This is a genomic window from Sedimentitalea sp. (assembly GCF_039973035.1).
GTDB lineage: Bacteria > Pseudomonadota > Alphaproteobacteria > Rhodobacterales > Rhodobacteraceae > Sedimentitalea.
Genome location: NZ_JBDWLR010000106.1, coordinates 175,281 through 188,203, shown reverse-complemented (window position 1 = coordinate 188,203; position 12,923 = coordinate 175,281). Strand labels below are relative to the sequence as shown.

The window sequence follows — 12,923 nt, the reverse complement described above, 5'->3', positions numbered from 1 at the left end:
ATCCGGTCTGCCTATCGACGCAGGAACGAGCGGAACGCATCAAGCGTCTCGGCGCTGACATGATGCTCGATACCCTCGGCATCTATGCGCGCCGTCTCAGGGCTGATGCCGAGAGCGCACAGGAACGATTCCACAATCTGGTGGCGCTCACGGCTGGAGCGCGCAAGTTCCTTGCCTTCATCCGTCAGAAACACGCCGCGATAGGGGCGGCGTTGGATGAGACCATCGGACGTCAACCGCTTCAGCATCTTCGCTACCGTTGGCTGCGCCACGCCGAGCCGTGAGGCGATGTCGACCTGTCGCGCCTCGCCGTCATGCTCGATCAGATCGGCGATCAACTCCACATAGTCCTCGACCAGCTCCGTCCGCCGATTGCTGCGGGTCTGTCGAAAACTTTCCACCTGCGTGTCGGCATCCAGGAGACCGGCTGCCGTTTCGTTGTTCGCTACTCGGTCGTTCATGTGTTCCGCTTTGTCTCCCGGCAGGCAAATATCATAGCCATAGCTATATCTCATTCCGGACAGGGCGTCACGGTGCCGGTGGTCATCTCTGGGAATATAGCCATTGCTATATTTCGGAGGGCATGCTTTTCTTATTTGCAGCTGCTAAGAGGGAGGAGCTGCGGTGAGGAACTGGCTGGCATTCGATCTCAAACGTCGGGGGCTTATCGGCGCGGGCTTGCTCGCCGCCGGTGGGGCAGCGCTCAGCGGCCGCTCCGCGCTCGGGCAGACGGCGCATCCGGCCGGGCATGGCGCTAGCCCGGCTGCGCAGGGTGAAGCCGCGGCTTCACCGCATCGTGTTGCCCACGGCGCGATGATCACCGTGGGCGACGTCGACGATACGCGAAACGGCTTCGATCCGACCGCCATGCTGACGGACTGGGACACCGGCACTGCGTCGACGCTTCCCGACGGACGGCGCCTGCGCACCTTCGAGGTCACGGCCGAGGACAAGGAGATCGAGATCGCACCCGGGGTCGTGTTCCCCGCGTGGACGTTCAACGGCCGCGTGCCCGGCCCAGCGTTGCGCGCGATCGAGGGTGAGCGGCTGCGGATCGTCTTTCGCAACTATGGCTCGCATCCGCATTCGATGCATTTCCATGGCATCCATGCGGCGCGCATGGACGGCATTCCGGGTGCCGGCCTGATCGGACCCGGCGAGGAGTTCGTCTACGAGTTCGACGCGACCCCGTTCGGCTGCCACCTCTATCATTGTCACGCGCTGCCGCTGGCGCGCCACATCCACAAGGGCATGTACGGCCTGTTCATCGTCGACCCCGACCCCGAACGGCATCCCGACTTTACCGACGTGGCGCGATCCCGCCTGCTCGGCACGCCGGAAAACGCCCGCTGGCAGGAGCTGGCTATGGTGATGAACGCCTTCGATACGACCTTCGACGGCGAGAACGAGTTCTATGCCTGCAACACCATTGCGCACTGCTATGCCAAGAAGCCGATCAGGATCGAGAAGCAACGCCCCGTTCGCGTCTATCTCATGAACATCACCGAGTTCGATCCGATCAACTCGTTCCACCTGCATGCCAACTTCTTCGACTACTACGATCAGGGCACGACGCTGACGCCGACGCTGAAGACCGTCGACGTCATCATGCAGTGCCAGGCCCAGCGCGGCATTCTGGAGTTCACCTTCGCCAACCATGAGCCGGGCCTCTATATGTTCCATGCCCACCAGTCGGAGTTTACCGAACTCGGGTGGATGGGGATGTTCGACGTCGTGGAGGCCGTGTCGTGAACGACAGCCCTGCGAACAGCACCTCCCTGATTACCGCGACCTCTACGAAGACGCCAATCTGGCGGACCCTAGTGTGGGTGATCCTGCCGCTCCTTGTGCTGGCGGCAGCGATCTGGTGGCTCATCGCCACCAATCCCATTGCCCGCTTCGACAATGGCGCGCCTCCGGTGGAAGCGCTGACGGTCGAGCGGACCATTCTCGATCAGAACGGTCTCCGACTCCTCGTGCGCGCCGGCGGTTCCGAGCCGATGACAATCGCGCAGATGCAGGTCGACGCGGCCTATTGGGAATTCGTCCAGACGCCTGCCGGACCGATCGCCAGAGGCGACACGGCGTGGATCAGCCTGCCGTTCCCGTGGGTTCTCGGCGAAGCGCACACGGTTGTCTTCGTCACCAACACGGGGGCGACCTTCGAGCACGCCATACCGGTCGCGGTCGCCACACCCGTCGCCACCTCCGGCAACCTGGTGTCACAGGCCATTCTGGGCGCCTTCGTCGGCATCCTGCCAGTCGCGGTCGGCCTGATGTTCTATCCCGCCCTGCGCGGCGCCGGTCCGGCTACCATGGATTTCCTGCTGGCCCTCACCGTCGGTCTGCTCGGTTTCCTGATCGTCGACACGCTGGAAGATGCCCTTGAATTCGCCGCGCAGGCGGCCGCCGTCTTCCAGGGCCAGGCGATGGTCGTCCTGACGGCCGCGGCGAGCTTCCTGCTGCTGATGGCTGTATCGCGCCGCCAGGGCCGTCCCTCGGGCCTGGCGCTTGCCGCCTATATCGCGCTCGGCATCGGGCTGCATAATCTCGGCGAGGGGCTGGCCATCGGCGCCGCCTTCGCCGCGGGTGCCGCGGGCCTTGGGACGTTTCTCGTGATTGGCTTTACCCTGCACAACATCACCGAGGGGATCGGGATAGCCGCTCCGATCCTGAAGGTGCGGCCGCCGCTCTGGGCCTTCGCCGCCCTCACGCTTCTGGCGGGAGGACCCGCGGTCGCGGGCATCTGGCTCGGCAGTCTCGCCTATGCGCCACACTGGTCGGCGCTGGCGCTCGCCATTGGCGCCGGCGCCATCCTGCAGGTGATAGTCGAGGTCGGCGCCTTGCTGGCGCGAAACAGGGGCGGCGCGAACGCTGCGATCAGTTCACCGCCGGTGTTGGCCGGTCTCGCGGTGGGTGTCGCCTTCATGTATGTGACGGCCATGCTGGTGAAGATCTGACGCTGCGTCCCGCTTGACGGTCTACGGGAGGCGCGGGGAAGCCTCCGCGTCAGGTCTCGGTGCCGGCATCGTCAAACCGGCAGAAATAGGTCGTCCTGTCCGACTTGCCGTTCGTGGTCGGCACGTCGCGCAAGGTCACGGTCACGACAGCGCTGCCCGCCGGTGCGGTGATGGATCCCGCGATGGTGACTTCCGGGTGGTCGTCGGGGATCAATTCGAATGCCGTCGTATCGCCGTCGACCTGTCCGAGACGAAGCGCCCCCGTGTCGTAGTCGCCCTCGGCCGCATATGTCGGCTCCATCCGGTTCTCGGAAACGAACAGATAATATTCCATCTCGGAGCCAAACGGGGCGCGGCCCCAGAGCCAGGCTTCAGCCTTTTCGCGAGACGGGCGGACGCGCTGGACCAGCGCCTTGCAGTCAGCCGACGAAGGCGCTGTGGCCTGGTCCGGATACCAGATGAAGACGCCGATCGGAGCGCTTGCCGCGGCCGGCGACGCGGCATCGACCAACATGGCGAGAAGAAGTCCTCGTGCTCGCTTCACGCGTTTTTCCATGATCGCCATCCAAGCATCTCACCGCTCCTGACGGTGCAAAACTGGCGACGAGGATGCAGGCTTCGGCGATGTCGCAAAGAGATTTGACCGGAATGTAGCCCTATGGGCAAGCAATCTAACGATGAGGTGGTGTTCCAGTCGAATTTCGGCCTGCGATCCATGCAGCCTTCGGCGTCCGCGCTCGACGAAGCGTCGCCCCGTTGGTCTCACCGTGGCGCAGGCGGGCGAGCCGTCCTTATCCGTGCCGATGACTGTCGTTTCGATGATCCCTCCGCTCTTGGCTGCTCGATCCAGCAGGTCGTTTTCAATGTCGTGGATGTCGATCTTCATTCGGCGGGACCAGGGTGAGGAAGGGTCTCCGGCTGATTGGCCGACACGAACATAGACAAATCTGCGCACGGGACCTTCGCGACGGACCTGATCGCCGAAGAACTTGGGGCCCGGACCTATGCGGATCTGAAAATCGAACAGGAGCGCTTCGCCGTCACGAGAACATTTCGGATCGAGCGGCGAGTCGTCCTTTGCCTGAAGACTGTGCAGAACGCCGATGACCGGCTGGTCGATGACGATCCGGAAATTGACTGCGTTCTGATCTTTCTGTGCCATGCGAGTTCATACTTCGGTGGGAGGCGCCCAAACCAGACGCGGCATACCACCCGGAAGCGGTCATTCAAACCAAGGCACTACCAGCAACAATCAGGAGAGCACGCTTCGACCATTGCGTCGAGATGTTCCGCCCGGGTGCCGAGACGGCTCTTGACCCTCTAGCTGCTAGAGGTCCTATGTCCTTACTCCTGCGTGACAGGAGACAAGAGAAATGGCCGCTGCGGCACGCGAAACCCGCTTCCGGGTTGAAGGCATGGACTGCGCGAGTTGCGCTGCAAAGATCGACACGGCTGTGCGTCGAATGCCGGATGTCACGGAGGTGAACGTCTCCGCTGTAGCTGGCACGATGACCGTCACGCATGGGGAAAAGCTCGACCTCAGCGCCCTTGCGCGCAAGGTCAGCAGCCTTGGATACAAGACCGCCCCGATAGGGGTCGTCGAACAGGCTGGCGCCGCTAAGTCCGGCCAGGACGAGCACAAAGGGCATGTCCACGGTCCCGATTGCTCGCATGATCATGAGGGCCATGGCCACGACCATGATCATAACCACGACGACCATCACGACCATAACCACGGCACCGCGGGAACGGCCGCGCAGGATCGTCCATCCGGCCCAGCGCCGTCCAGAAAGAACCCGGATGCTCTGGAGGGCTTGCATGGCCACGACCACGGGCCGCAAGATGGCCCCTGGTGGAAAACGTCCAAGGCACGGCTGACCATCATCTGCGGCATCGTGCTCGCGGCCGCCTTCGTTCTCGCCCAGTTGTTTCCGCAGACGCAGCCCTGGGGCTTCATCGTGGCCATGGCCGTCGGCCTGATCCCGATTGCACGCCGCGCGCTGTCCGGCGCGATGAACGGCAGCCCGTTCACCATCGAGACGCTGATGACGGTTGCTGCGGTCGGCGCCGTGATCATCAACGCCGCAGAAGAAGCAGCCGTCGTCGTCTTCCTGTTCCTCGTCGGCGAGCTGCTCGAGGGCATCGCGACGGGCCGCGCCCGCGCCAGCATTCGCGCGCTGGCGACACTGATGCCCAAGACGGCCCTGCTCGAGCGTGATGGCACGACACAGACCGTTCCCGCCGAAAGCCTGTCGATCGACGCAGTCGTTCTCGTGCGCCCCGGCGATCGGGTGCCGGCTGACGGCGTTGTCGTTTCGGGCGAAAGCGCGGTCGACGAGGCGCCGGTGACGGGCGAATCCGTGCCGAAGCGCAAGGAGAGCGGCGACAATGTCTTCGCTGGCACGGTCAATCAGGAGGGCGTGCTGCGCGTCCGCGTCACGGCCACGGCCGCTGACAACACAATCTCCCGCATCATCGCGCTGGTCGAGCAGGCGCAAGAATCGAAGGCTCCGACCGAGCGCTTCATCGACCGCTTCTCGCGATACTACACGCCAGGCGTCATGGTGGTCGCGGCGCTGATCGCGATCCTGCCGCCGCTTCTTGCCGGCGCGGAATGGAACACGTGGATTTATCGCGGTCTTGCGGTGCTGCTGATCGGGTGCCCCTGCGCGCTCGTCATCTCGACGCCGGCCGCGATCGCCGCAGCCCTTTCCGCCGGCGCGCGGCGCGGACTTCTGATGAAGGGCGGCGCGGTGCTGGAGAACCTGGGCAAGGTCAATCGCGTCGCCTTCGACAAGACGGGTACGTTGACGGAAGGCAAGCCGAAGGTCACCGACATCGTCGGCGTCGCGCGCGACGAGCGCGAGACGTTGCGGCTTGCGGCAGCGCTGGAAGCCGGATCGAGCCATCCCCTGGCGGTCGCCATCCTGGCGAAGGCCGAGGCCGACAAGGTCCCGGTCTTAGCGGCCTCCGAGGCCGGCGCCGTCGGCGGCAAGGGCGTTGTCGGCACGGTCGACGGCACGAAACTGTTCCTGGCGTCTCCGCGCGCCGCGGCCGAGAAGGTCACGCTCGACGATACCCTCTCGGCCCGCATTGCCGCGCTCAACGACGAGGGCAAGACCGTTTCGGTGCTGCTTGCCGGCGACGAAGTGGCTGGCCTGATCGCCATGCGCGACGAGCCGCGGGACGACGCCAGGGAAGGGATCGCGGCGCTGCTCGACCTCGGCGCCGACACGGTGATGCTGACCGGCGACAACCAGCGCACCGCGAAGGCCATCGCTGCCTCCCTCGGCATGGCCGACGCGCGCGCCGAACTGATGCCGCAGGACAAGCAGAAGATCGTCGGCGAGATGCGCGCCGAAGGCAGGTTCGTCGCCAAGGTCGGCGACGGAATCAACGATGCGCCTGCGCTCGCGGCTGCCGACATCGGCATCGCCATGGGCAGCGGCACCGACGTTGCACTGGAAACGGCGGACGCGGCGGTGCTGCACGGCCGCGTGAAGGACGTCGCCAACATGGTAGCGCTATCGCGTCTCACCATGCGCAACATCTTCCAGAACATCACCATCTCGCTTGGGCTCAAGGCCGTGTTTCTGGTGACCACGGTGTTCGGGGTAACTGGGCTTTGGCCGGCGATCCTCGCTGATACCGGCGCGACCGTTCTGGTCACAGCCAATGCGATGCGGCTGCTGGCCTGGAAGGGGCTTCGAGACAGTTGACAGGTGTTCGTCGCGGCGATGCGCGCAATGGCTCAACTCGGGCGAGATCGCCACGAACAGTCAACAGCCGGAAGGAAAGGACCAAGGTCATTGTCGATTTTTGTTAGCCTCGCGATGAAGGTCGCTGGCGTGCTGACAGCGGGGCTGCTGTCGACCGCCGTCCAGGCGCACGAGTTCTCGCGAGGCGATATCAGGATCGACCATCCATGGTCTCGCATCACGCCCTCCGTTGCGCCGGTCGCAGGGGCCTATCTGACCGTCATAAACTCCGGGACGGAAGCAGACAGGCTGACCGGCGGCTCGACACCGATCGCCGAGCGGATCGAGATCCACCGGATGACCATGGAGAACGGTATCGCCCGCATGCGGCCTTTGCCGGACGGCGTCGAGATCGCTCCCGGAGCATCGGTCGAGCTGGCGCCGGGCGGCATTCATCTCATGCTGATCAAGCCCAGCCGGCAACTCGTCGAGGGCGATCGCTTCAAGGCGCGGCTGGATTTTGCAAAGGGCGGGGCTGTCGATGTCGAATTCGTCGTCCAGAAGAATGCTTCGGCAGAAACTGGCAGCGGCGCCGAACATGGCGGTCATGCGCCATGAGCGGACTTCGCACCTTCCGGCTCGTCGTATGGGCGGCCATCGCCGTGCTCGGCGGCTTCCTGATCATATCGACGCAACTGTCGAGCAGCCCGACCAGCGAGATCGCGACGGGCACCGCCAAGGTCGGTGGGCCGTTCTCCCTCGTGTCACATACCGGGGAGCGGATCGACAATCGGTCGCTGGCCGGTCGACCCTATCTTGTCTTCTTTGGCTTCACCTACTGCCCGGAGATCTGTCCGACGACGCTGTTCGAGCTCACCGACCTCATGTCGGAACTCGGAACCGAGGCGGATGCATTCGAGGTCATGTTCATTACCGTCGACCCGGAGCGCGACACGCAGGAGGCGCTGGCCGGCTACATGACGTCGTTCGACAGCCGGATCACCGCACTGCGCGGCACGGCCGAGGAGACGCAAGCGGCACTGAACGCGTTCTCTGCCTATGCCAAAAAGGTCTCTCTGGAGGGCAAAGAATATACGATGGATCACACCGCTGGCGTGTTTCTCATAAGGGCCGATGGCGGTTTCGGCGGGATGATGGACATGCACGAACCGCGCGAGACCCGGCTCGAGAAGCTGCGGCGCCTCGCAAAGGGCCAGATCTCCACGGACTCTTGATCGATGCTGAACCGAATGTCCGAGGGAGAGCTTGAAGAGCGCAATGGCTGGTGGCTCTGCCTGGCCTGGCTGACCGCTGTCGGGGCGACGCTCGGAGCGCTGTTCATCGGCGAGGTGATGGGGCAGGCACCCTGCAATCTTTGCTGGTTCCAGCGCATCTTCATGTTCCCGCTCGCCATCATCCTTGGCGTTGCGGCCTTTCGGTCGGATGCCTCCATCAGGTCCTATGCGCTCCCACTAGTCGGGCTTGGCGGAGCCGTGGCCGCATTCCACACCTTGGTGTATTTCGGCATCGTCGAGGAAGCCATAGCGCCCTGCGCTCGAAACGGGCCCTCATGTTCCGGAGACGCGATGACGATCCTTGGCGTCCTGCCACTGCCGCTCGTCTCGCTTGTCGCCTTCGGAGCAATCGGAGCGCTTCTTTTTATGTGTCGGCCCGGAGTTTATCGATGAACCGTCGTCAGCTGATGATCGTGTCCGCCGCCACTGGCGCCGTCGCCCTCTTTGGAGCTGCGACGCTCTACTACAACAGGATGGATGGCGGCGCGAAGGCGCCTTCGGGCGATGGCGATAGCCTGGTCAGAGAGCACTCACCAATAATAGGGCCGCCCGATGCGCCGGTGACCATCGTAGAATTCTTCGACCCCTCCTGTGAGGCATGCCGCGCCTTCTACCCCATCGTGAAGAACATCCTGGCGCAATACCCGCAGGACGTCAGGCTTGTTCTGAGATACGCAGCCTTCCACGACGGCTCTGACCAGGCGGTTGGCATTCTGGAAGCGGCACGCAAGCAAAATCTCTTCGAACCGGTCCTGGAGGCGCTTCTTGCCACCCAGCCTGAATGGGCGCCACATAGCGGCCCTGACCTCGAAAAGGCGTGGCAGGCCGCCGCCGCGGCCGGGCTCGATCTCGGGCAGGCTCGGCAGGACGCCGGTTCAACCGAAGTCGCGGCTGTTCTGGAACAGGAATCGAAGGACATCCAGACGTGGCGCGTCGAGCAGACGCCGACGTTCTTCGTCAACGGGAAATCCTTGCAGACGTTCGGACCGCAGCAATTGATAGATCTGGTTGAGGGTGAGGTGAAACGCGTTCGAGCGATCAACTGAGAATTGCTTTAATCGTTGGACCGGATCCCATCGCCAGTCGTCGCCGAGGACGCTCCGGCTGCTTGCGTTTCTCGCTGGCGGATGAACGCGTAAGGCACCGCACCCAGCAGGAAGACAGCTACGAACGTCGCGTAGACCGCCCAGTCGTACTGGACCGCAAGCAGAAGCGAAGTTGCTACGCCTAGCGCGCATTCGATGAACGCAGAGTCGGTTTGAGGATTCACGCGGGCGGCCTTGTCTGGTTCACTGGTCCTGGTGATTTGCCAGGAGGTGATGATGACGAGGAGCCTGAGCGGAGACCTTCGGGGTCGGGTGATTTCGGCGATCGAGGATGGAGTTTCGACGCGGGAGGCGGCGCGTCGCTTCCGGATCGGGATCTCGACTGCCGGGGCCTGGCATCGCCGCAATCGCCAGACCGGCGAGAGGGAGGCGCGCAAGCAGGGCCAGCCGTCACGCTCGAAGCTCGACGCGCACGAGGCCTTCATCCTCGGCCTGGTCGAGGAGGAGCCGGACGTCACGCTTGCCGAAATCGGGGAGCGGCTTGCCGCCGAGCGCGGCGTGCGGGCGGCACCCTCGACGGTGTGGCTGTTCCTCGACCGGCGCGGCATCACGTTCAAAAACGTATGGCCCGCCCCGTTGGCAAGTCGGTTGCTTCAGGCTTTGTTCGGTCGTGCACAAACGTATCCGGCGTAGCGGCGCGTTGGCCCTCGCCATGATGGAGATCCGCGCGTCCTGGTCCTCATAAAAGACCCGGCATCGAGGTGCCGTTTTTTGAACCAGGCATCCAGGGACGCGGGTGTTCGACCCTTCCGGCCATCAGCCTCCTTCCGCCAACCTCGCTAAACTGCGGCTCCTGTTTCGGATGTCGCAGCAGATCCTTTCGTTTCAGGCCGCCACGGCCTGTCCCCATCCACGCTCGAAGCTGATACCGTGCCGTAGGCTTGCCCAGGCGATGCGGGCGAGCTTGGCGGCGAGCGCGACAATGACGACGTTGCGGTGTGCTCGGGACAGAAGACCTCGAAGCCACCCGCCCAAGGGTGTCGCCTGTTTGGAGAGGCTCGGCAGCGCCGCACGCGCTCCGTGGATCAGCAGCATGCGGAGGTAAGTGTTCCCGCGCTTGGTGATGCCGAGCAGCCGCGGCTTGCCGCCGGTCGTCATCTGCTTCGGCACCAGGCCGAGCCAGGCTGGCATGTCGCGCGCCCGACGGAACGCTTCACCATCTCCGACAGCCGCAACCAGTGCGGTCGCGCCAAGGACGCCGATGCCGGGTATCGAGGTCAGCCGGCTCGCCGCCTCGTCGACACGTGCATGCTCGGTCAGATCGTCGTTCAAAGCATCGATCCGCTCATCGAGCGATCGCCACTCGGCTCGCATGTTCCCGATGAGCGTCAGGATGCGGGTCGAGAGGTCCGAAGGCGGCTCGGCGAGGAATGGATCGATTTCCCGTTCGAGAACCTGGCGCCCCTGCCGGAAGGTGTGTCCGCGCTCAAGCAGGATCGCTCGAAGCTGGTTCACGAGCGCCTTGCGCGCTGCCACCAGACGAGAGCGGGCTCGGTGCAGGGTCTGCAGGTCGAGCCGATCCTGGCTCTTCAGCTCGACGAAGTGCATGGTCGGCCGCGTCGCTGCCTCGGCGATTCCCGCCGCATCGTTGTCGTCGTTCTTCTGAGCGCGGACGTAAGGGCGGACATATTCGGGCGACATCAGTCGGACCTCATGCCCTTTCGCGCCAAAGAGACGACCGATGTGATGAGCACCGCAGCAGGCCTCCATGGCGACGGCACAGGATGGAAGACTGCCGGCGAGCTCCGCAAGCGTCGACCGCCTGACACGCCGGCGCAGAACGACCTGCCCCTCCGCGTCCAGACCCACCACGCTGTTCAGGTTCTTGCCCAGGTCGATTCCAAGAGTCACGATGGTCATCGGTTCGCTCCTTCCTCTCAAACACACCGGCACCATAACTCGGAGCCGGCGGGAGGGGCGGGCCATCCCATAAAAGACGGCGCATGCCTCAGAGCAGCAGCGCCCCGATGTCCTGCGTCGCCGCATAGCCTGGTTCGACGGCCAGCTCGATCTCGATCCCGAGAAGCTGATCTTCATCGACGAGACCGCGGCATCCACGAAGATGGCGCGGCTGCGCGGCCGTGCGCCATGCGGCGAACGATGCCGGGCGGCCGTTCCCCACGGTCATTGGAAGACGACAACCTTCACCGCAGGCCTGCGAATGTCCGGCATGGCGGCGCCGATGCTGCTCGACGGCCCGATGAACGGTCCGGCATTTCTGGCCTATGCCGGGCAGGTTCTCGCACCCGAGCTTCGCCCCGGCGACATCGTCGTCATGGACAATCTGCCGGCCCACAAGATCAGTGGCGTGCGTGAGGCAATCGAGAAGGTCGGAGCGCAGATCCTGTTCCTGCCGCCATACTCGCCCGACTTCAACCCGATTGAGATGGCCTTCTCCAAGCTCAAGGCGCTGCTCAGGAAGGCCGCCGCCAGAACCGTCGACGAACTCTGGTCGGTTGTCGCCGATTGCCTCTCCGCCTTCACGCCTGAGCAATGCCAGAACTATTTCGAGGCAGCCGGATATGACCCCGAATAAATCGAATCTGCTCTAGAACCGCCGTCGGAGGAACATTCCCGATGGATGGCAGGCGGAACGGCCGATTGAGATTCGGCTGGGTAAAGCGAAGCACGATGACCGCGGCGTTGATCGTAGCAAAGACCAGGGTGACGCCGAGCGAGGACAGGCTCGCGACGAACTCGATCTCACCGACGGCGGCGAAACCGCAGGCCACGGCAAGATAGGCCAGCGCTCCAATCCACGGGCTTTGGCTCGCGCCTAGCGTCCGAGAAAGTGGCTTCGGCAGGTCGCCGTCCCGCGCCATACCGAACAGCAGACGGCTTCCAGATAGGGACGAACTGAGCACGCCATTGGCGGTGGCGATCAACGCGGCCGTGACAATGATCATCCCGAAAGGGCCACCCAATTGGCTTGCAGCGTCGGCTAGCGGCGATTCCGAACCTGCAAGGCTGTCCGCGCTGACGAGGCTGAGCACGCCGAGGATGACGGAAAGGTAGACCACAGTGGTGGCAACGAGCGCTATCATGAACGCGCGCCACAGATCACGGTCTGGACGCTTAGCCTCTTCCGATAAGGAGGCCATGTGTTCATAACCCGAATAGATGAAGAAGAGGATCGCCGCACCCTGCAAGACACCTGTTAGATTGTCCGGCCAAGCCGTGAAGTCGGGGAGCCCCCGACTTCCCGACGGAATCGCGAATAGCGCGAAACCGATCAGGCACGAGACCTGGAGGACCGTGAGCGCGGCGCTGATGAAGGAAGCCTTGCCGATCCCGGCGATGTTGGTGGCGGTGGCGATCGCCATGAGCACCAATGCGACGATGACTGGAGTGAACGGCAGGAACGCTTGGGCGTAATTGCCGAACGTCAGTGCTACTGTCGCCAGGGTGGCGGCGCCATGCACTGCAATGAACAGCCCGACTGTGAAGGCCAGCGCAGGAAAGGCCGGAAACGTCTTGTGCAGGAAATTGTGCTCTGCACCGGCGCCGGGAAGCGCCGACGCGATCTCGGCGTAGGAGAGGCCCGAGAACCCGGAGATTATCGCTGCAAGGACAAAACTCAGCCAAATACCTTCTCCCGCCGCTCCCGCAGCTGGACCGATCACTGAATATATCCCTGCACCGATGATGGTGCCCACGCCGTAGAGCGACAGTCGAAGCAACCCAAGCGACTTGGTTAGTCCGGGGTGGCCGCCAGCGTCCTCTGACATTTGGTTGTTTGCCTCCAATCCAAGAGTTCCATTTCTTCCTAAATGGGCATGTTAAGCAGCAGTTCCTGCGAGACGAGGGCTGTGAAGGTGACGAGTGTGTTAGGTCGTGGAGTGCGCAAACGTAAATCGGTTTGAT

General features: G+C 63.7%; 14 protein-coding genes and 1 pseudogene. 9 read left to right on the top strand and 6 right to left on the bottom strand.

What is annotated here, in order from left to right:
* Positions 1-11: 11 nt before the first annotated feature.
* A complete protein-coding gene (gene mntR / locus ABJO75_RS28995; protein ID WP_348195770.1) occupies positions 12-461 on the bottom strand; it encodes a manganese-binding transcriptional regulator MntR in 450 nt (149 codons plus the stop codon).
* A gap of 163 nt (positions 462-624) precedes the next feature.
* Here mntR and ABJO75_RS28990 point away from each other — a divergent pair, with 163 nt between their 5' ends.
* Positions 625-1,752 carry a multicopper oxidase domain-containing protein gene (locus ABJO75_RS28990; RefSeq protein WP_348195769.1) on the top strand — a complete coding sequence of 376 codons (1,128 nt, stop codon included), beginning with the start codon at positions 625-627 and terminating at the stop codon, positions 1,750-1,752.
* Positions 1,749-2,960 (top strand): metal transporter, encoded by a 1,212-nt coding sequence (locus tag ABJO75_RS28985; protein ID WP_348202933.1) that lies wholly within the window; start codon positions 1,749-1,751, stop codon positions 2,958-2,960. The genes ABJO75_RS28990 and ABJO75_RS28985 overlap by 4 nt, the downstream gene beginning before the upstream one ends.
* 49 nt (positions 2,961-3,009) lie before the next feature.
* On the opposite strand, the gene ABJO75_RS28980 is transcribed toward ABJO75_RS28985, so the two are convergent.
* Positions 3,010-3,525 carry a hypothetical protein gene (locus ABJO75_RS28980; protein ID WP_348195768.1) on the bottom strand — a complete coding sequence of 172 codons (516 nt, stop codon included), beginning with the start codon at positions 3,523-3,525 and terminating at the stop codon, positions 3,010-3,012.
* 9 nt (positions 3,526-3,534) lie between these two features.
* Positions 3,535-4,122: a DUF5990 family protein gene (locus tag ABJO75_RS28975; RefSeq protein ID WP_348195767.1), complete on the bottom strand. Its 588-nt coding sequence runs from the start codon at positions 4,120-4,122 to the stop codon at positions 3,535-3,537.
* Between the two features lie 211 nt (positions 4,123-4,333).
* Between ABJO75_RS28975 and ABJO75_RS28970 the strand changes: the two genes are divergently transcribed.
* From ABJO75_RS28970 to ABJO75_RS28950, 5 genes are all read left to right on the top strand, one after another.
* Positions 4,334-6,679, top strand: coding sequence for a heavy metal translocating P-type ATPase (locus tag ABJO75_RS28970; RefSeq protein WP_348195766.1), 2,346 nt, complete (start codon positions 4,334-4,336; stop codon positions 6,677-6,679).
* A gap of 90 nt (positions 6,680-6,769) precedes the next feature.
* The gene (locus ABJO75_RS28965; protein WP_348195765.1) at positions 6,770-7,276 is read left to right on the top strand and encodes a copper chaperone PCu(A)C; all 507 of its coding nucleotides are present in this window, start codon (positions 6,770-6,772) and stop codon (positions 7,274-7,276) included.
* Entirely contained in the window at positions 7,273-7,893 is a 621-nt protein-coding gene (locus ABJO75_RS28960) for an SCO family protein (RefSeq protein WP_348195764.1), read from the top strand. The genes ABJO75_RS28965 and ABJO75_RS28960 overlap by 4 nt, the downstream gene beginning before the upstream one ends.
* 3 nt (positions 7,894-7,896) lie before the next feature.
* On the top strand, positions 7,897-8,346 hold the full coding sequence (locus ABJO75_RS28955; RefSeq protein WP_348195763.1) for a disulfide bond formation protein B: 450 nt from the start codon (positions 7,897-7,899) through the stop codon (positions 8,344-8,346).
* A complete protein-coding gene (locus tag ABJO75_RS28950; RefSeq protein WP_348195762.1) occupies positions 8,343-8,999 on the top strand; it encodes a thioredoxin domain-containing protein in 657 nt (218 codons plus the stop codon). Before ABJO75_RS28955 ends, ABJO75_RS28950 begins: the two co-directional genes overlap by 4 nt.
* 8 nt (positions 9,000-9,007) lie before the next feature.
* Here the strand turns inward: ABJO75_RS28950 and ABJO75_RS28945 are convergent, their stop codons facing one another.
* Positions 9,008-9,223, bottom strand: a complete 216-nt coding sequence (locus ABJO75_RS28945; protein ID WP_348414377.1) for a hypothetical protein — start codon at positions 9,221-9,223, stop codon at positions 9,008-9,010.
* Between the two features lie 52 nt (positions 9,224-9,275).
* On the opposite strand from ABJO75_RS28945, the gene ABJO75_RS28940 reads away from it, so the two are divergent.
* Entirely contained in the window at positions 9,276-9,692 is a 417-nt protein-coding gene (locus ABJO75_RS28940) for a transposase (RefSeq protein WP_348195761.1), read from the top strand.
* A 192-nt stretch (positions 9,693-9,884) separates the two neighbouring features.
* Here ABJO75_RS28940 and ABJO75_RS28935 read toward each other — a convergent pair whose 3' ends face one another.
* Positions 9,885-10,919: an IS110 family transposase gene (locus ABJO75_RS28935; RefSeq protein ID WP_348195760.1), complete on the bottom strand. Its 1,035-nt coding sequence runs from the start codon at positions 10,917-10,919 to the stop codon at positions 9,885-9,887.
* 76 nt (positions 10,920-10,995) lie between these two features.
* Here ABJO75_RS28935 and ABJO75_RS28930 point away from each other — a divergent pair.
* Positions 10,996-11,595: pseudogene (locus ABJO75_RS28930) on the top strand (IS630 family transposase); the annotation flags it as partial.
* Here the strand turns inward: ABJO75_RS28930 and ABJO75_RS28925 are convergent.
* The gene (locus ABJO75_RS28925) at positions 11,540-12,787 is read right to left on the bottom strand and encodes an APC family permease (protein ID WP_348195759.1); all 1,248 of its coding nucleotides are present in this window, start codon (positions 12,785-12,787) and stop codon (positions 11,540-11,542) included. The pseudogene ABJO75_RS28930 and the gene ABJO75_RS28925 sit on opposite strands and share 56 nt — an antisense overlap.
* Positions 12,788-12,923: the final 136 nt, after the last annotated feature.